The 18,085-nt window shown below is 63.6% G+C and carries 17 protein-coding genes and 1 pseudogene; 8 read left to right on the forward strand and 10 right to left on the reverse strand.

The window, feature by feature from the left end:
* The first annotated feature begins 67 nt into the window (after positions 1–67).
* Both DBY63_RS09155 and DBY63_RS09160 read left to right on the forward strand, forming a co-directional pair.
* The gene (locus DBY63_RS09155; protein WP_017640218.1) at positions 68–1,012 is read left to right on the forward strand and encodes a DNA replication terminus site-binding protein; all 945 of its coding nucleotides are present in this window, start codon (positions 68–70) and stop codon (positions 1,010–1,012) included.
* 552 nt (positions 1,013–1,564) lie between these two features.
* Complete coding sequence (locus DBY63_RS09160; protein ID WP_108581710.1) at positions 1,565–2,158, forward strand: DUF1349 domain-containing protein; 594 nt, start codon at positions 1,565–1,567, stop codon at positions 2,156–2,158.
* Between the two features lie 11 nt (positions 2,159–2,169).
* On the opposite strand, the gene DBY63_RS09165 is transcribed toward DBY63_RS09160, so the two are convergent.
* Together DBY63_RS09165 and DBY63_RS09170 are read right to left on the reverse strand one after the other, a co-directional pair.
* Positions 2,170–2,943, reverse strand: a complete 774-nt coding sequence (locus tag DBY63_RS09165) for an L-iditol 2-dehydrogenase (protein ID WP_108581711.1) — start codon at positions 2,941–2,943, stop codon at positions 2,170–2,172.
* Between the two features lie 60 nt (positions 2,944–3,003).
* The gene (locus tag DBY63_RS09170) at positions 3,004–4,311 is read right to left on the reverse strand and encodes a sugar ABC transporter substrate-binding protein (protein ID WP_044341876.1); all 1,308 of its coding nucleotides are present in this window, start codon (positions 4,309–4,311) and stop codon (positions 3,004–3,006) included.
* Positions 4,312–4,559: 248 nt separating this feature from the next.
* Here DBY63_RS09170 and DBY63_RS09175 point away from each other — a divergent pair, with 248 nt between their 5' ends.
* Positions 4,560–5,474: an AraC family transcriptional regulator gene (locus tag DBY63_RS09175; RefSeq protein WP_108581712.1), complete on the forward strand. Its 915-nt coding sequence runs from the start codon at positions 4,560–4,562 to the stop codon at positions 5,472–5,474.
* A gap of 92 nt (positions 5,475–5,566) precedes the next feature.
* Here DBY63_RS09175 and mgrA read toward each other — a convergent pair whose 3' ends face one another.
* The 6 genes from mgrA to DBY63_RS09205 all read right to left on the reverse strand — a co-directional run bounded on the left by mgrA (position 5,567) and on the right by DBY63_RS09205 (position 11,457).
* Complete coding sequence (gene mgrA, locus DBY63_RS09180; protein WP_108581713.1) at positions 5,567–6,604, reverse strand: L-glyceraldehyde 3-phosphate reductase; 1,038 nt, start codon at positions 6,602–6,604, stop codon at positions 5,567–5,569.
* 533 nt (positions 6,605–7,137) lie between these two features.
* Positions 7,138–8,112, reverse strand: coding sequence for a biotin-dependent carboxyltransferase family protein (locus DBY63_RS09185; protein WP_108581714.1), 975 nt, complete (start codon positions 8,110–8,112; stop codon positions 7,138–7,140).
* Entirely contained in the window at positions 8,109–8,981 is an 873-nt protein-coding gene (locus DBY63_RS09190) for an allophanate hydrolase subunit 1 (RefSeq protein ID WP_108581715.1), read from the reverse strand. The genes DBY63_RS09185 and DBY63_RS09190 overlap by 4 nt, the downstream gene beginning before the upstream one ends.
* Positions 8,978–10,351, reverse strand: a complete 1,374-nt coding sequence (locus DBY63_RS09195) for an acetyl-CoA carboxylase biotin carboxylase subunit (RefSeq protein WP_042134117.1) — start codon at positions 10,349–10,351, stop codon at positions 8,978–8,980. Before DBY63_RS09195 ends, DBY63_RS09190 begins: the two co-directional genes overlap by 4 nt.
* Entirely contained in the window at positions 10,348–10,599 is a 252-nt protein-coding gene (locus tag DBY63_RS09200) for an acetyl-CoA carboxylase (protein ID WP_027599349.1), read from the reverse strand. The genes DBY63_RS09195 and DBY63_RS09200 overlap by 4 nt, the downstream gene beginning before the upstream one ends.
* 93 nt (positions 10,600–10,692) lie before the next feature.
* Positions 10,693–11,457, reverse strand: coding sequence for a 5-oxoprolinase subunit PxpA (locus tag DBY63_RS09205; RefSeq protein WP_027599348.1), 765 nt, complete (start codon positions 11,455–11,457; stop codon positions 10,693–10,695).
* A 118-nt stretch (positions 11,458–11,575) separates the two neighbouring features.
* Here DBY63_RS09205 and DBY63_RS09210 point away from each other — a divergent pair, with 118 nt between their 5' ends.
* The 3 genes and pseudogenes from DBY63_RS09210 (at position 11,576) to DBY63_RS09220 (ending at position 14,164) form a co-directional block, all read left to right on the forward strand.
* The gene (locus DBY63_RS09210; RefSeq protein ID WP_108581716.1) at positions 11,576–12,493 is read left to right on the forward strand and encodes a LysR family transcriptional regulator; all 918 of its coding nucleotides are present in this window, start codon (positions 11,576–11,578) and stop codon (positions 12,491–12,493) included.
* A 137-nt stretch (positions 12,494–12,630) separates the two neighbouring features.
* Positions 12,631–12,882 (forward strand): helix-turn-helix domain-containing protein, encoded by a 252-nt coding sequence (locus DBY63_RS09215; RefSeq protein WP_058790267.1) that lies wholly within the window; start codon positions 12,631–12,633, stop codon positions 12,880–12,882.
* Positions 12,879–14,164: pseudogene (locus tag DBY63_RS09220) on the forward strand (HipA domain-containing protein). The gene DBY63_RS09215 and the pseudogene DBY63_RS09220 overlap by 4 nt, the downstream one beginning before the upstream one ends.
* Positions 14,165–14,173: 9 nt before the next feature.
* Here DBY63_RS09220 and DBY63_RS09225 read toward each other — a convergent pair.
* Positions 14,174–14,572 (reverse strand): hypothetical protein, encoded by a 399-nt coding sequence (locus tag DBY63_RS09225; protein ID WP_108581717.1) that lies wholly within the window; start codon positions 14,570–14,572, stop codon positions 14,174–14,176.
* A 34-nt stretch (positions 14,573–14,606) separates the two neighbouring features.
* On the reverse strand, positions 14,607–15,620 hold the full coding sequence (locus DBY63_RS09230; protein ID WP_007161738.1) for a 1-aminocyclopropane-1-carboxylate deaminase: 1,014 nt from the start codon (positions 15,618–15,620) through the stop codon (positions 14,607–14,609).
* A 159-nt stretch (positions 15,621–15,779) separates the two neighbouring features.
* Here DBY63_RS09230 and DBY63_RS09235 point away from each other — a divergent pair, with 159 nt between their 5' ends.
* Positions 15,780–16,250, forward strand: coding sequence for an Lrp/AsnC family transcriptional regulator (locus tag DBY63_RS09235; RefSeq protein WP_007161739.1), 471 nt, complete (start codon positions 15,780–15,782; stop codon positions 16,248–16,250).
* Between the two features lie 235 nt (positions 16,251–16,485).
* On the forward strand, positions 16,486–17,997 hold the full coding sequence (locus DBY63_RS24725) for a hypothetical protein (protein ID WP_139346978.1): 1,512 nt from the start codon (positions 16,486–16,488) through the stop codon (positions 17,995–17,997).
* Positions 17,998–18,085 lie beyond the last annotated feature (88 nt).

Genomic DNA, 18,085 nt, shown 5'->3' on the forward strand with positions numbered 1-18,085 from the left:
GCTATCAAGAAGAGGCCCAAGTTCTTGTAAATGCTACAATCTGGTAGTTATCAGGTTGGAGTTGGCCATGCACGAAGACATCAAGAGCGCGTTCGAAGACCTCAAGCGGAGCATCGCCATCTTCAATGAGCGCTGGCCCGGGAAGGTGATAGCTGCCCGGGTCTGGCGGCTGCCGCTGCTGGCCCAGCAGCGGGTGCCTGACCACATCGCGGCGGAGTCCTTCGAGGGCAGCGCCGCGGTGGAACTCACCCGCGATGCCTTGCTGGCCTTCCACCTGCAACCCGGCCAGGCACCGGGTACGGTCAGCCGACTGCCCGGTTATATCGCCCTGGCCGAGCCGCTGATGGAGGAGATCCTGGCCATCAATACCTGCAAGGCCGCCTTCAGCGCGGCGATCGAGCAGACACGCCTGGAGCTGGAGCTGGCGCCGGAGGCGCGGCCCCGCATCATGCGCAAGGCCCTGGGTGGCGCCTTCAATACCAAGCAGCTGATCCGCAAGGTGCATGGCTTTCCCGATCCGGTCCGGCAGCTGACCTTTACCTGGGCCGGGCACACCGCAGGGGGAGAGCGGGTCAAGGTGGCCAAGGTGCGCGAGCAACTCAAGACCCTGGCCATGGCCCGTGCCGACCGGGAGCGGATCGCTCTGGATCGCACTCCGGAATGGCAGGAACACCAGGCACTCAATCGCATGGCGGACGATGACATCCTGGTCCGCCACAAGAAGATCGCACCGCATCCCCGGGCGATGCTCTGGTTCGGCGAGGAGAGTCGCTATGACGCCATGATCCACGCGAACCTGCCTGTGTTCGTGGTACCGGCTCAGGACGGCATGCAGGTCGTCGATCTGCGCGACTTCGACCGGACTCAGCGCGGGGCCCTGCGACCCGACATCAAGCCGCGGCGCGAGGTGCTGGCCACGCGGTTGCTGTACCTGCCCACCGACAACCCGGAACGGCCCGCCGCCCAGCGCAACAACGAAGCGACGCTCAAGCGCTCGACCTACAGTCGCTGAGCCCCGATGACGTTACCGAGCGGGTGGATGTCGTAACCAGATCCTTCATGGCCGAGTGAAAAGGTAACGAAATCCTCCGCAACAGTTGCCTGCACATCAGCCTCGAATCAGATAAACCCAGTATTTTCAACGACTTATGAATGTTGGCACGGCGAGTGCTTTATTACTGGCACAAGAACAACAAGATGCGCCGCTAACCGCCCACAACAAGAACAAGACGGCCAAGGCTCGCGAACCGATCATTTTGGAACGCTCCAGAGCAACCAAAGTAATCTGTTCACTTCCCACCTCGTTGGTGGGGCGTACTAAAGATCGATGACGTCGACGTCCGACAACAAAAACAAGAGGACAGCAGACGTACTTGAACGGGGGAGCCTCAGGGCTCCCTTTTTTCATGCCTGCAAAAAAGTCGCTGGAGGGCAGGGAATGGCGCCTGGCACGGCGCTCAGCGCTCTGCTCGCGGTCCTCGCAGTACGATTTACCGTCTGGCTTTGGCGCATCGGGCATCCGTGATCTATCGTGAGCGCAGCCCATCCGCCGCGGATACCTGTCATGACCCTTGCGAAGACCCTGCCTGCCCATTGGCTGAACGAGCCGACGCGCTGGTCCGATACGGACGGCCTGCTGCATATCAGCACCGATCGCGAGACCGACTTCTGGCAGAAGACCCAATACGGCTTCGAACGTGACAGCGGACATTTCCGGGGTTATGCGGCCGGCGCGGATTTCACCGTGCAGGTGCGGATCACCGGGACCTTTACCGAGCTGTACGACCAGGCCGGTCTGATGGTGCGGCAGGGCAGCGAGCGCTGGTGCAAGACCGGGCTCGAGATCAACGATGGCATTGGCCATCTGGGCAGCGTCCTCACCCTGGGGCATTCCGACTGGGCCCTCGGGCCGATGCCGGATGCGGTCAGGGGATTCTGGCTGCGCATGACGCTGCACGCCGAGGTGCTGCGCCTCCAGTATTCCCTGGATGGCCAGACCTGGCCGCTGTTGCGGCTGTGCCGCTTCGCGAGCGAAGAGGGCGCGGCGCTGCAGGTCGGGCCCTATTGCTGTTCGCCGCAGCGCGAGGGCCTGGAGGTCAGCTTTGCCGACCTGCAGATCGGGCCGGCGATCGTCAAGGAACTGCACGACCTGAGCTGACCGCGCGGCGATCAGCTCATCCAGTTGCCGCCGTCGACGTTGTAGGTCTGGGCCACCACGAAGTCGCTGTCACTGGACGCCAGGAACAGCGCCATGCCGACCAGGTCCTCGGCGGTTCCCATCCGGCCGTAGGGCACGGCTTCGCCGACCAGGCGCTTCTTCTCGCCCAGCGGTCGTTGCTCGTAATGGGCGAAGAGGGCGTCCACACCTTCCCAATGCTCGCCATCGACCACGCCCGGGGCGATGGCATTGACGTTGATGCGGTGCTTGATGAGGTCGAGGCCGGCCGACTGGGTCAGGCTGATCACCGCCGCCTTGGTCGCGCAATAGACGGCCACCAGGGCTTCGCCGCGGCGACCGGCCTGACTGGCCATGTTGATGATCTTGCCGCCATGCCCCTGGGCGATCATCTGCCGGGCAGCGGCCTGCAGGGTGAACAGGGGGCCGGCCACGTTGATGGCGAATAGCCGGTCATAGCTTTCCCGCGAGATCTCGACGATGGGTGCCAGGTCGAACAGGGCAGCATTGTTGACCAGGATGTCGAGCTTGCCGGCGGTAGCGACCACCTGGGCGATGGCCGTGTCGATGGAGGCCTGGTCGGTGACGTCCATGGCCAGGGCGTAGGCGCGCTCGCCCAGTTCCTCGGCCGTTTCGTGGGCTCTATCGATGTTGATGTCGGCGATGGCCACCGTCGCGCCTTCCCTGAGGTAGGCCTGGGCGAAGGCCTTGCCGATCCCGCGCGCGGCACCGGTGATCAGGGCGCTTTTTCCTTCCAGTCTGTTCATGGTCTTGGCTCCAATCGAGAGAAGCCGACCGCGCGGTCGGCTTCTTGGGGTAGAAAGGGATTACTTGAGATAGCCCGCGCGTTTCATCTCGCGGGTCGTCGAGGTCTGGGCCGCGTTGAGGGCCTGTTCGACGCTCATCTGGCCGGTGAGGGCAGCCGAGAACAGCTTGCCGACCGAGGTGCCGATGGCCTGGAATTCGGGAATGGTCACGTACTGGATGCCGACATAGGGCACCGGCTTGGCCGAGGGATGGGCCGGGTCGGCGTGCTGCATCATTTCCAGGGTGATTTTGGCGAAGGGCGCAGCGCTCAGGTAGGCCTGGCTGTAGGTGGACTGGCGAGTGCCCGGCGGGACGTTGGAGATGCCGTCCTGCTCGGCCACCAGCTGGATGTATTCCTTGGAAGTCGCCCAGGTGATGAAGGTCTTGGCCGCCTCCTTGTGCTTGGCGCTCGCCGGGATCGCCAGCGACCAGGCATACAGCCAGGACGAGCCCTTGTCGGTGACCTCATGGGGCGAGGCGGCGAAGCCGACCTCGTCCGCCACCTTGCTCTGGCTCTTGTCGGTGGTGAAGGAACCGGCGACGCTGGCATCTACCCAGAGCGCGCACTTGCCGCTGTTGAACAGGGCCAGGTTCTCGTTGAAACCGTTGCTGGAAGCCCCGGGCGGGCCGTACTTCTTCATGTTGTCGACATAGAAGTTGGCCGCTGCCGTCCACTCGGGACTGGTCAGTTCGGGGTGCCACTGCTCGTCGAACCAGCGCGCGCCGAAGGCATTGCCCATCAGGCTGAGCAGCGCGACGTTTTCCCCCCAGCCGGCCTTGCCCCTCAGGCAGAGGCCGTATTGCTCCTTGTCCGGCTGGTTGAGCTGGCTTGCGAACGCGGCGAGTTGCGACCAGGTCGGCTTGTCGGGCATCTGCAGGCCGGCGGCCTTGAACAGGTCCTTGCGGTAGTAGGTGACGGTGCTTTCGCCATAGAACGGCAGGGCATAGAGATGGTTGTTGACCGACAGCCCCTGGCGGACCGCCGGGAAGATGTCTTCGACGTCATAGCTGGCAGGCAGGTTGTCGAGCGGCTCCAGCCAGTTCTTGGCCCCCCAGAGCGGGGTTTCGTAGGTGCCGATGGTCAGGACATCGAATTGGCCACCACCGGTAGTGATGTCGGTGGTCAGTCGCTGCCGCAGCACGTTTTCTTCGAGCACCACCCAGTTGAGCTTGATGTCGGGGTGCCGTTGTTCGAACACCTGGGACAGCCGCTGCATGCGCACCATGTCGCTGTTGTTGACGGTGGCAACGGTGACCGATTCGACGGCCTGGGCAATACCGGTCAACCCGAGACCGGCCAACAGCAGCAAGGCGATAGGGCGCTTCATCTTCTTCTCTCCGTGACTGCCACAACGGGCAGCTTGTTGTTGTTATCAATGACTGGCCGCCGATATAAATCTGATCTCGACAGCGCAGCTGGAGAGGATTACAACAGCAGGGCCAAGCCGCTGGCTAACCTGGCACTGACCGATTACCGATACATTTTTGACCTGGATCGCCGAGCGCACCGAGGTCAAAAAAGCATCGATAGCCAGGCCGGCCGGTGCGGGCCTACAAGAACGAGCAGAGGTGCATCATGAAGGCGACCGCCTTCCTCAAGGCGCGGCCGGCAGAGCTGGAAGTGATCTTCGCCGCGCCCGACCAGAGCTTTCGCTGGTACGAGCACGACTATCCCTACGCCTTGGCGCGCTGGAATCATCATCCGGAATACGAGATCCACCTGATCCGCCAGGGCAGCGGCCGGCTGCTGGCCGGCGACTATGTCGGACCCTTTGCCGCAGGTCACGTGGCCATGATCGGGCCGGATCTGCCGCATGACTGGATCGGCGATCTGCCGCGCGGCGAGGTGATCGCCGGCCGTGACGTGGTCATCCAGTTCAACGGCGAACTGTTGCGCTCGCTGAGCGCCGTGGCGCCGGAACTGGGCGATTATCTGCCGTTGCTGGAGCAGGCCCGACGCGGGCTGGAGTTCAGCGGCGACACGGCCCGCGAAGCGGCTGCCTTGATCGAGGCGATCGGCCAGGCCCAGGGCGCCGAGCGGCTACTCAGGCTGTTCGCCTTGCTGGGCTTACTGTCCCGGGCGCCGGGAAGCGAGAGGCTCGTCCTGGCCAGTGCCTGTTATGCGCCGGCGCTGGATGCCCGCAGTTCCGCACGGGTACATCAGGCCTTCGACTATCTGCTGAGCGAACTCACCGAGGATATCCGACTGCCGGTGATCGCCAGGCGCGTCGGCATGAGCGAGGCGGGGTTTTCACGCTTCTTCAAGAAGGTCACCGGCCACGGTTTCATCGAACTGGCGCGCAAGCTGCGCATCCAGCGAGCCTGTCGGCTGCTGCTGCAGGCGGAGTTGTCCATCGCCGCCATCTGTTTCGAGGTGGGCTATTCCAACCTGTCCAATTTCAACCGGCATTTCCGCAACGAGACCGGACGGACGCCCAGTCAATACCGGCAGGAGCAGATCGGAACCCGGCGTCAGCAGCCGCATGGGTGAGGGCGGGCGAGGGTGGTCATGCCCTGGGCCGGTAGGCGCTCATAGAGGTAGGCGTACCTGGCCCTGGAGCGCCAGATACGCCGAACACAGCCTTATTCCGCGCTGGACGGCTTGGCCCAGAGGTTGATGTCGCCTTCGACCGCATGGGTGTCGATCTCGGCCAGTTCCTCGGCGGTAAAGCTCAGGTTGTCTAGGGCCGCGACGTTTTCCACGATCTGTTCGGGCCGACTGGCGCCGATCAGGGCGCTGGTGATGCGCGGATCGCGCAGGGTCCAGGCCAGGGCCAGCTGCGCCAGACTCTGGCCGCGGCGCTTGGCGATGGCATCCAGGGCGCGGACCCGGGTCAGGTTCTCGGCAGACAGATGGCCTTGCTGCAGCGACTGGCCACCGGGCTGATTGACCCGGGCTTCGGCCGGAACGCCATTGAGGTACTTGTCGGTCAGCAAGCCCTGGGCCAGTGGCGTAAAGGCGATCACGCCGCTGCCGATTTCCTCGGTCGCATCCAGCAGATCCTTTTCGATCCAGCGATTGAGCAGGTTGTAGGCCGGCTGGTGGATCAGCAGCGGGATCTTCCAGTCGGCCAACAGCTTGGCCATTTCCCGGGTCTTGGTCCCCGAATAGGAGCTGATGCCGATATAGAGCGCCTTGCCTTGCTGGACCGCGGTGGCTAGGGCGCTGGCGGTTTCCTCCAGTGGCGTGTGTTCGTCGAAACGGTGCGAATAGAAGATGTCGACGTAATCCAGGCCCAGGCGCTTGAGGCTCTGGTCCAGGCTGGCCAGCACGTATTTGCGCGAGCCGCCACCTTGGCCATAGGGCCCGGGCCACATGTCCCAGCCGGCCTTGCTGGAGATGATGAGCTCGTCGCGATAGGCGGCGAAGTCTTCGCGCAGCAACCGACCGAAATTGATTTCGGCGCTGCCATAGGGCGGCCCGTAATTGTTGGCCAAGTCGAAGTGATTGATGCCCAGATCGAAGGCGGTACGCAGCAAGGCACGCTGACGATCCAGTGGCGTGGTATCGCCGAAGTTGTGCCAGAGGCCCAGCGATAGCGCCGGCAGCACGAGCCCGCTGCGACCCACGCGGCGGTAAGGAATACAGTCGTAGCGATCGGAAGCGGCTTGATAAGCCATTCAAAACTCCTCGGGATGGAATACTTGTTGGAAACCCAGGACATTCGCGCGTGGTGACACAGGCGGAGGCGCGACCATCGGGAAAGAGCTCCGGGAACGGACGCCATCCGATTAAAGCTGTCGACGGCATCTTGTACAAACGGCCGCTGCGGAATTTGCGCTGCAGGTGTGCGGTAAGCGGCGATCTGAATCCCTGAAGCAGTAATGTCTGGCAAACTGGCAAGGCGGTAGCGGATTTTAGAAAGCCGCCAGCGTGAAAAGGCAGACACTCGGTGCAGCGCGCCATAACCATAACTTCGCATAATGTATATTATGTTAAATTGAATATGGACCTAGACTGACAACTGCCCTTTGCCATCCCCTCCAGTCTTTAACCTTATCCCTGATTCGGCCACCTGCTTCGACTCCGGCTTCCCTACCCTGGCCCTGTCGATCAGCGATCAGGATCTCCTTGAATGACGATCCTGAAAACGCGTCCGTTACGAACGACGCCTTCAGGATCTCTCGACTGATCACCGGCTGCCATCGAGTCCCTAGTTCGCCAACAGCTGCTCCAGTCGCTGCAGGCGCTCCTTGTACACACGCCGTGCTGCCAACGCGTCTTCCAGGGTTACCGCCACGAATCGCGCCTTCTGGTTCGGCTGCAGCTGACCGATCAAATCCAGGTCGCTGCTGATGACCGTGCCGATCATGGCGTAGCCGCCACCCGACACGGCGTCTCGGTGCAGGACGATGGGTTCGAGGCCCGCCGGTACCTGGATCGAGCCGATGGGATAACAGCTGTCGACGATATTGGACGGATCCGAGCCGGCACCAAAGGGTTGTTCGCGCGGCGTGAATTGCAACGGCCGGCCGCCCTTGAATCTGTAGCCGATTCGATCGGCTTCGGAGCCCACCGTCCAGGTATCGGCGAAAAAGGCCTCGGCGGCGTCTGCGGTCAGCCGGTGATGATAGAGCCCCGGCACTACACGCAGGGTCACCTCGCCACCGCAAGCCGGCACCAGGTCGACTGGCAACCGGATGCCAGCCTTGGCGCCTGTCGCTGGGCTTCCGACAGTCAGTTCGTCGCCCGCGGCGAGCCTTCGACCCTGGAAGCCACCGAGGCCGCCCAAGGTGTACGTCGAGCGACTGCCCAGCACCTCGGGCACGGCGAAACCACCCGCCACGGCCAGATAGCCACGGGCGCCAGCCTTGAGGTAATCGAACTTGAGCACCTGGCCGGCGCGCACGCTGAAGGCTTCGTCCAGTGGCATTTCGGCGCCGTCCAGGCGTGGCGTCATGCGCGCGCCGCTCAGGGCGACCAGGGCGTCTTCGGTAAAGTGCAGCTCCGGGCCGAGCAAGGTGCATTCCAGGGCGGCGGCGCCGGGTGCGTTGCCCACCAGCAGATTGGCTGCGCGCAAGGCGTAGCTGTCCATGGCCCCGGACGGCGGGATGCCCAGGTGGTAGTAGCCTTCGCGACCGAGATCCTGGATCGAGGTGGCCAGGCCGGGTTTGAGTACCTTGATCATGCCGGCTCCTCCATCAGGGTGCGCGGATAGCCACGGGGATCGTCGAGAAAGGCGTCCAGGGAAAAGTCCACCGGACGGATATTTAGGGTGAAGCTACCCTCCTCTACCTCGGCCAGCACCCGGTCGTATTCGGCGCGGTCGATGGCGCGGAAACGGACGATGTCGCCGGGCCGGAAGAACACCATGTGGTCCTGCAGGTAATCGAGGCGCTGGGCCGGATCGTAGATGGGCGCCGGCGTCACGCCGAACATCTGGTAGCCGCCGGCGCCTCGTACCGAATAGATGCAGCCGAAGCAGCCGCCGTGGCCGAGGGTCTGTTTGGGCGTGTCGGTGCGGGGTCGCAGGTACTTGGGTACCTGCAGCTGCCGCTCGGCCTCGACCATCTGGAACATGAACGGCAATCCGGCGACGAAGCCCACCATGGAGACGAACCAGGGCGCGCCGCTGTGGGCCTCGATGAAGGCCTCGACATCGGCCAGGCCGTTGATGCGGGCGGCGTATTCCAGATCGGTAGCGGTCGGATCCTGGTGGCGATCGCGAAAGCGCATCAGCGTCTCGTGGGTCCAGGGGTCGTTGTAGAGCACCGGGATCTCGATCAGCCGCGTGGCCAGTTGGCGCTCGGCCACCGCCTGGTCTTCCACGCCCTGGACGGCGGCCAGCAGCCGGTCGGGCGGCAGGACATCGGGATCGAAGCGGATCTGGAAGGAGGCATTGGCCAGGCAGATGTCGTGGATGCCGGGCAGTTGCAGCGCCTGCACCGCACGGGTCATGGCCAGGCCACGGAAAAACGCCTCCAGGGACATGCTTTCGGACAATTCGACGAACAGGTGCTCGTCGCCGCCGAAGCTATAGCGGATCGCAGTCGTCATGCGGGAATCTCCTCGGCCAACCAGTGTTCCAGGGTACCGGTGTCGAAGCGGGCTTCGATCACCCAAGGTTCGTCCAGCAGGCGGCGATGCAGACTGGCGGTAGTAGCCATGCCGGTCAGACGCAACTGGTCCAGCGCCTGGCGAGCACGGGCCAGGGCCTCGCCGCGATCGGCGCCATGGGCGATGAGCTTGGCCAGCAGCGAGTCGTAATAAGGCGGCACTCGGTAGCCTGCATAGAGATGACTGTCGACGCGGATGCCCGGACCCTGCGGCCAGGCGAGCTGCTCGACGGTCCCGGGGCTGGGAAAGAAATTGCGCGCCGGATCTTCGGCGTTGAGTCTCAGCTCGATGGCGGCGCCCTGCAGATGGATGTCTTCCTGGCGCAGCCCCAGGGGTTCACCTCCGGCGATGCGCAACATGGCCTGGACCAGATCAATGCCGGTGACCATCTCGGAGACCGGATGCTCCACCTGGATGCGGGTGTTCATCTCGATGAAGAAGAACTCGCCGCGGGCTTCGTCGAACAGGTATTCCAGCGTGCCGGCGCCCCGATAGCCGAGGCTTTCGGCCAGGCGTACCGCGCTGGCGCAAAGGGTCTCGCGCTGGGCGGCGCTCAGGACCGGCGATGGCGCCTCTTCCAGGAGCTTCTGCCGGCGCCGCTGCAGCGAGCATTCGCGCTCGAACAGATGCACGGCGCGCTGGCCATCGCCAAGGATCTGCACCTCTATATGCCGAGCGCGCTCAATGAAGCGCTCCAGATAGAGGGCGCCGCTGCCAAAGGCGGTCTGGGCTTCACGCTGGGCGATGGGAAACTCCCGCGCCAGCTCGGCGGCGTCGCGCGCCAGGCGGATGCCCCGGCCTCCTCCTCCGGCCGATGCCTTGATCAGCAGCGGATAGCCCACCGTCGCGGCTGCCGCTATGGCGGCCTCTATATCGGCCGGTTCGCCGGCAGAGCCCGGTACCACCGGGACGCCGGCCGCCAGCGCGGTGCGCCGCGCCTCGGCCTTGTCGCCCATGCGGCGGATGATGTCACCCGAAGGGCCGACAAAGATGGCACCGGCCTCCTCCACCGCATCGGCAAAGGCGGCGTTCTCGGCCAGGAAGCCATAGCCGGGATGCACCGCATCGGCGCCGCTGTCTCGCAAGGCCGTGAGCAGAGCCTCTATATTGAGGTAGCTGCGATCCGCCCGCGCCGGGCCGATCACCACCACGGCATCGGCCTGGCGCGCCGCCAGCGAATCCCGGTCAGCCTCGCTGCAGGCCAGTACCGTCTCGATGTCCAGCGCCTTGGCGGCGCGCAGGATCCGGACGGCGATCTCGCCGCGATTGGCCACCAGCAGACGGCGGATGCCGCCCCCTGTCGTATTCACGAGGCGGCTCCGTTCAGGGTGGCCAGCAACTGACCCGGCTCGACCGGATCCCCGTCCTCGACGGCGAAGGCCGTCAGGGTCCCGGCGACCTCGGCGTGAACCTCGGAGAATTGCTTCATCACCTCGACCAGGCCGATTACGGTGCCGGCGGTGACGGTTTCCCCGACATCCACATAGGGCGCCGCATCGGGCGTGGGTTTGCGATAGAACGTTCCGGGCAGGGGCGAGAGCACCGAATGTTCGGCCATGACGATTCCTCTTCTAGGCAATGTTGTCGGAAAGGCAGGCGTAGCTAAGGGCAGGAGGACCCGGCATCTTGGCGCCGGTGTCCGCATGGAAAACTAGCCGGCGCCCGGGGCGCGGATGGCGATGCCGGCGGCCTCCAGGCGCTGGCGGATGGCCTGGGCCAGGCCCAGCGCCCCGGGGGTGTCGCTGTGCAGGCAGATGGATTCGAAGGCCACCTCGACCTCGCCCCCCTCCACCGTGGCGACCCGTCCCTGCTGGCAGGCTTTGAGCACCCGGTCGGCCACCGCCTGAGGATCCAGCGCGCCCATGCGCCGGACCAGGACGATAGAGCCGCTGGCGTCGTAGTCCCGGTCGGCATAGAACTCGCGTACCAGGGGCTGGCCCAGCTCGCGACCGATTCGCCAGGTGGCCGAATCGGGCAGGCAATAGAGCAGCAGCCCGGGTTCGAGGCGTTGCAGCGTCTCCACCAGCAGCCGGGCCGCCGCCTCGTCCCGGGCCAGGTGCATGAACAACGCACCATGGGGCTTGAGGTGCTGCAGCCGCAGGCCATGCAGCCGGGCGAATTCACGCAGGGCGCCGAGCTGATAGACGATATCGGCCACCAGTTCGTCGGCAGGCATCTGCAGGGGCCGACGGCCGAACCCCACCAGGTCGCGATAGCCCGGATGGGCACCGATGGCCACGTTGCGGGCCTTGGCCTGCTGCACGGTGCGCTGCATGAGGCCGGGATCGCCGGCATGGAAGCCGGTGGCGATATTGGCCGAGCTGACCAGGTCGAGCAGCTGGTCGTCCACGCCGTCGCCCAGCGTCCAGGCGCCAAAGCCCTCGCCCATGTCGGAATTGAAATCCACCTCGATCATTGCGGTATTCCCTGGCAGCGGTGCGTTGTCCTCGACCTTAGGACTGCTCTGCCCCCTTGGGAAGATTTATTATCCAAAGCCCAGTGTTCGGAAAAATCGATACCTCAGGACAGTCGCCATGGCCCTCACCCTGCGCCAACTCCGTTATTTCACCGCGACGGCAGAACTGGGGCAGATCTCCCAGGCGGCCATCCACCTGAACATTTCCCAGTCGGCGGTGACCAGCGCCATCCAGGAACTGGAGGGCCTGCTGAGCACCAGTCTGTTCGTCCGTTCGGCGCAAGGGATGGCGCTGACCGATGCCGGTCGGCATTTCCTCAACCATGCCTATGGCATTCTTCGCGGCGTCGACGACGCCCTCAGCAGCGCCCTGCCCGATCACCGCGCCAGCGGCGAGTTGCGCATTGCCGCCAGCTACACGGTGATCGGCTACTTCCTCCCCCACCACCTGCAACGCCTGGCGCAGCTCTATCCCGAGGTGACGGTGGCGGTACACGAGCAGGAGCGCCAGGCCATCGAAGAGGCGCTGCTGGACAGGCGCATCGACATGGCGGTGGTGCTGACCGCCAACCTGACCCACGAGGACATCGTCTCCGAGACGCTCTTCAATTCCGAACGCCGGCTCTGGCTGCCCAGTGGCCATCCCTTGCGCGATCGACCCAACGTCAGCCTGGCCGATGTCGCCCGCGAGCCCTATGTCCTGCTCACCGTCGACGAGGCCGAACAGAGCGCCATGCGCTATTGGCGCCAGGCCGGTCATGAGCCCCGGGTGCGGTTGCGTACCAGCTCGGTGGAGGCCGTGCGCAGCATGGTGGCCAACGGCAGCGGTGTCGCCATTCTTTCCGATCTGGTCTATCGGCCCTGGTCGCTGGAGGGCAAGCGGCTGGAGACCCGCACCCTGGTGGAGCCCATTACGCCCATGAGCGTGGGGCTGGCCTGGCATAGGGAACATTCGCTGACGCCGGCCATGCAGGCCTTTCGCAGCTACTTCCACAGCGCCTTCCTGGCGCCCCAGCAGTTGGGTGCGCGGCGATGATTGCAGGGATAAATCCTCACGAGCGAAAGGATTCGATCCGTATAACCGTCTGAATAGCTAAAATCCTCACGACCTTGAGGATTGCACCGGCTATCCCTTTGGCGTTAGCCTGATCCTCACGCTCGTGAGGATAAATCATGCAGGTGCTACTCAAGAATGCCGCCGACCTCGGCGCCCTCGTCCGCCAGGCACGCAAGGCCCAGGCCCTGCGCCAGGACGACGCCGCCGGTAGCCTCGGCGTCAGTGAAAACTTTCTCGGCAAGGTCGAGCGCGGCGGCGAAACCGTTCAGTGGGGCAAGCTGTTCCAGGTACTGGAAGGCCTGGGCGTGCGCCTGATCGTGGATCTGCCCCCCGAGGTGGAAGCCCAGCTGGATACCCGGACACCATGAGGCGTGAACTCCTGGCCTGGATCGACGACCAGCTGGTGGGTCGGCTGGCTGACGAGAACGGTATCTGGTCGTTCCAGTACGAATCCGGTTGGCAGACCTTCGGACTCTGTCCGCAATTGCCCTTGCAGCCAGAGCCGCTGATCGATGGCAGTTCGCAGCGACCGGTGCAGTGGTACTTCGACAACCTGCTACCCGAGGAAGGCCAGCGGCAACTGCTCGCCCAGGATGCGCGCCTGGAGGCCGCCGATGCCTTCGCCCTGCTCAGCTGGTACGGCGCCGAGTCCGCCGGCTCCCTTACCCTGCTCGCCGAAGGCCAGCGCCTGCCGCCGGGGGATCGCCGCCCCTTGAGCGACGCCGACCTCTCCCGACGGATCAAGGCCATGCCGCAGTTGCCACTGACCCAAGAGGCGCACAAGCGCATGTCGCTGGCCGGCGCCCAGCACAAGCTGGCGGTGATCCTTGATGAGCAGGGGCTGCAGGAACCCGTGGGCGCCCTGCCCTCGACCCATATCCTCAAGCCGGACCATCCCCACGAAGCCTTCGCCCATTCGGTGATCAACGAGTGGTTCACCATGCGCCTGGCAGGTATGGCCGGGCTGATCGTTCCTGCCGTCGAGCGCCGCTACGTGCCCGAGCCGGTCTATCTGATCGAGCGCTTCGACCGCGTCCGCACCCCGGGCGGCTGGCAGCGACGCCATGGCATCGACGCCTGCCAGGTGCTGGGGCTGGATCGTCATTTCAAGCACCAGGCAGGCAGCGTGGAGCGGTTGGCCGAGCTGGCACGGCTGTGCGAAGCGCCCGCCGTGACCCGAACGCGGCTGTTCAATTGGCTGGCGTTCAACGTGCTGGTGGGCAATACCGATGCCCATCTGAAGAATCTGGGCTTTCTGGTCTCACCGCGGGGACTCGCCCTGGCGCCCTGCTATGACCTGCTCTGTACGGCCGTATACGAGAGTCGCGCCTTCGACCAGCAGCGCTGGCCGGACGCAACCACCCTCGCCTGGCCGATCCTGGGTGAAAACCGGCTGGCGGCCATCGACCGCGAGCGATTGCTGGATGCCGCGGAGGTGCTGGGTATCAAGCGCTCGCCGGCCGCCGCCCAGTTGCAACGCCTGCGCCAGCGCCTGCCCTCCCAGGCCCAGCAGTTGCTGGAACAGACCGAGCGGGAGAATCAGGTTCTGGCCGCCACGCGACGGAGTTGCGGGCAGTCTTCGCCGGCGAGTTGCGCTGCCTGCGGGCGATCAGGGCGCTGATCGCCGAACAGGTCGAGCGGCTGGCCTGACGGCCACCCTTAAAGCGGCAACACCGCCAGCAGGCGCTCGCGTCTGAGCTGCTGTAGGCGGGCGACCAGCTCGCGCGTGGGGGTGCCGCTGGTGAGCCGTTGCAGGCGTTGCCCGGCGACCGATCCCAGCCATTCCAGCTCGTTAAAGCCTTCCGGCTCGACCGCCAGCAGCAGGCAGTCACCGCCCAGCCGGGACAACAACCCCACGATCCGGCTGCGTGGACCCTGCGCCAGCCACTCCTCGTGCAACCCGACGGCGTCCTCCAGTTGCAGCACCGGGAGGTCGCTGCAACCGGGCAAGCCGCTGCGCAATTCAGCCGTCACGGCGGGGTCGAGATCGCCATGCAGGATGACCAGCGCCACGGCCGGTCGGAGGTCGTCTACCGCTGTCCAGGGTTGGCTCGTCATGCTGGACCTCCTCGTGACCGGTCGAAGCCTGGGCTCAGGCGAAGGCGTTGTGATAGGCGTTGAGCGCCGGTGCGCCCCCGAGGTGAACATAGAGCACCCGGCTGCCCTTGGCGATCTCGCCACTGCGCGCCATGGCGATCAGCCCGGCCATGGATTTGCCCTCGTAGACCGGGTCGGTGAGCATCCCCTCCATCTGCGCGGTGTAGCGGATGGCCTCGACGGTGGGGCCATCCGGCAAGCCGTAGTCGGGGCCGCAGAAACGCGGCTCGATGATGACGTCCTCGTCGCGGATCTCCTTGTCCAGGCCAATCATCTCGGCGGTGTTGCGCGCGATTTTGGTCACTGCGGCGCGGGTCATCCCGGCGTCCGCCGCCGTATCGATACCGATCAGGCGACGCTCGCGCTCCTGGGCGCGAAAGCCCACCACCATGCCGCCCTGGGTCGAACCGGTGCAGGTGGCCGTGACCACGGTATCGAAGAAGAGGCCCTGGTCGCGCTCCTGCGCCGCCAGCTCGTCGGCGAAATGGGCATAGCCGAGGCCACCCAGGGGATGGTCCGAGGCGCCGGCGGGAATGGCGTAGGGCTTGCCGCCCTCACGCCTCACCTCGTCCAGGGCGCGCTCCCAGGTGGCTTTCACCGCGGTGGAATAGCCCTCGCCTTCCAGCAGCGTCTGGGCGCCCATCAGGCGGGACAGCAGGATGTTGCCGACCTTGTCGTAGACCGGGTCTTCCCACTTGGTCCATTCCTCCTGGACCAGCCGGCACTTCATGCCCAGCACCGCGGCGACGGCCGCTACCTGGCGCGTGTGGTTGGACTGGATGTTGCCGATGGACACCAGGGTATCGCAGCCCTGCGCCAGGGCATCGGCGGCCAGCCATTCCAGCTTGCGCACCTTATTGCCGCCATAGGCGAGACCGGAGGAGACGTCGTCACGCTTGGCCCAGAGTTCGATACCGAGGTCCTTCGACATGCGCTCTAGCTTGTGCAAGGGCGACGGGAAATAACCGAGCTTGACGCGGGGAAAACGTTTTTCGAGATCCAGGGACATAGCAGCGACTCCAGTGGTGAGAGAACGCTTTCAATGCTAGGGAAAACGTTGAAAAAGGTGCTTTCGAATGAGCGGTACGAAATCTGCTTTCCTTTTGGCTACCTCGATTTCCTCCCATAGACGTTCTTCCAGAGACCACTTTTCAAGGAGAATCTTTCGATGAGCGAAGCTGCGGAACTCACCTCGGTCGAACGCAAGATCCTGCGCGCTCTGCAACAGGACGGACGGCTCAGCAATGCCGAGCTGGCGCGCCAGGTTTCCCTGAGCCCAAGCGCCTGCTGGAACCACACGCGCAAGCTGTTCGAGAGCGGGGTCATCACCGGTGTCAGGGCCCATGTGGACCCCAAGGCGGTGCAACGGGAGACCGCAGTGCTGGTGGGCGTGGTGCTGGACAGGTCGACCCCCGAATCCTTCCAGGCCTTCGAGGCGGCCGCCCGCGCCCTGCCCCCGGTGCTGGAGTGCTACCTGGTGGCCGGCGACGTGGACTACTTCATCAAGCTCAGGGTCAAGGACATTGCGGCTTTCAATCGCCTGCACAGCGAGCGGCTGATCGCCCTGCCCGGCGTGCGCCAGGTGCGCACCTTTTTCGTGCTGAACGAGATCAAGACCGATGGGTTGTTGCCTATCTGATTTGGCGGGTGGCGCCTAGGGAGGGACGGGTACCGAGCGGCGCCCGTTCAGGAGCGGTGTCGGCTTCCGAAATTGTTGTGAAATTTTGGGGATGCCTAAACCGGAATCAGCTAATGACAGGAATCGATCCAAAGCTGCCGGTGGTGAAGAGGTGGTATCAGGTAACATCGACCTGAACGAGCGGTCTGGGTTATACCGTCGGCTAGAGAACCACCTCCTTACTGCGGACGACTTCATGAAGTTCGGCTCCTTACTTGGAAACCGCTTTTCCCCCAACAGCTTTACCTACCTACTATGCTGGCTGGCGGTACTCTGCTGGACCGCCTCATTGTTTCTTCCGGCCCTTGGCTCCAGTCCTGAAAAGCTGTTCAGAGGCAAAGATTTGTTGGCTATCGGCTGGGTGGCTTTACTCGCCGGAAATGTGGCCTGGCTTGCAAACCTATGGTTCCTCTGGGCAGTCGTGCGGGTGCTGCGTCAGCGCTCGGCAAGTTTGCTAGCGCTATTGGCGCTAGGGTGCGCGCTTGATACATGGCGGCTCACGTGGTACTTGCTGAACGAAGGCGGCACTAAGGCTCAAGTGTATGGGTACGGATGGGGAGCAGTATTGTGGCTACTGGCGATGACGCTATTGCTAGCCGCAAGCGGCAGTGTGCCTGAACGCTCAAACGATGGTTCACCGGCAGCCCGTAGAATCCGTTGGTTGAAGCCGATAGGGTTGTTGCTAAGTGCGGTGGTAATTATCTCGACAGGTACGTTGTCAACTCTCCAGCATAATAACAGCAGCAAATTCGAGCAGGAGAGGCTCCAAGGTTACGCCTTCAAGCGCAGCCCAGTCTGTAGTTTGGAAGTAGCCGCCGTTCAATCCCCACTGACAGGGTTTACTGGGCCTATGGAGCTGGACCTAGCAAGCACACAGCTATCAGGCCCTTATCCATTTATCCGCCTGGAAAGTATGTTGTCGTGGGGTGTTCCCAGTATCAGGAGCGGTGGACGAGACTTTAGATTACTCTCCATAGGCAAGGAAGTATTGCTCATGTCGACCCCTGCGCAAGGCGATGCCGCTGCGACCTTGACCATCCGCGAAAATAAGACATCCTTGGTGGCTACGCTGAATGCACTGGATGGAGGCCAGGTATTTTCACAACAGTGGAACGAGCAGCCCGATGGGGAGCACTGTCCCGAATTCTCGCCCTTCCCTTCGTCCGGCCGGCAGCCTCGCAAACTGTTGACAGATGCCTTAGGTTTGGCGCCTGTAGCACCGGAAACAACAACCTGGACAGCCGAAAGCACACAGGGAGTGGTCATCGGCCACCTAGAGCCTTCCAGCACCTTCGCTGCTGTGCCGAACGAAGGTTGCCCGGCCAATACGGGTTGGACTGCCAAAGCCAGCACTGGATCAATGCCAGAAAGGAACTTAGACGCACCTTTCCAGATCGCAGAGCGACGTTACTATCCGGACCGCTCTGCCGGCCGGCGTGTCTTGTGCATAGGGCAGGTCGCTTACCTGTACGACATTCACAGCGTGAGTAAGGGGCTGACCGTGCAGCTTCAACGGCGTGATTTAAAAGATTTTCGAATGATATGGAAAACGTACATCCGTATTCCTTCCGACGTATTCGGTGACAAGGGGATTGACGTAAAAATTAATATTATTAATGAGCAAGATGGTGGCATCATTCTAAGTATGACGCACACACCTACGGGGGAGGCAATGCTGATCAAAGCCAAGGTTTTTTTCGCACCGTAAATTGACCTTCAGCGGATCTATCTATCACTAGACGCGCCGACAGCAACAAACATATCTTGTGTTGACGCCGACATCGTAGTTACTAGGA

The organism is Pseudomonas sp. RIT411, assembly GCF_003057735.2.
Lineage (GTDB): Bacteria > Pseudomonadota > Gammaproteobacteria > Pseudomonadales > Pseudomonadaceae > Chryseomonas > Chryseomonas oryzihabitans.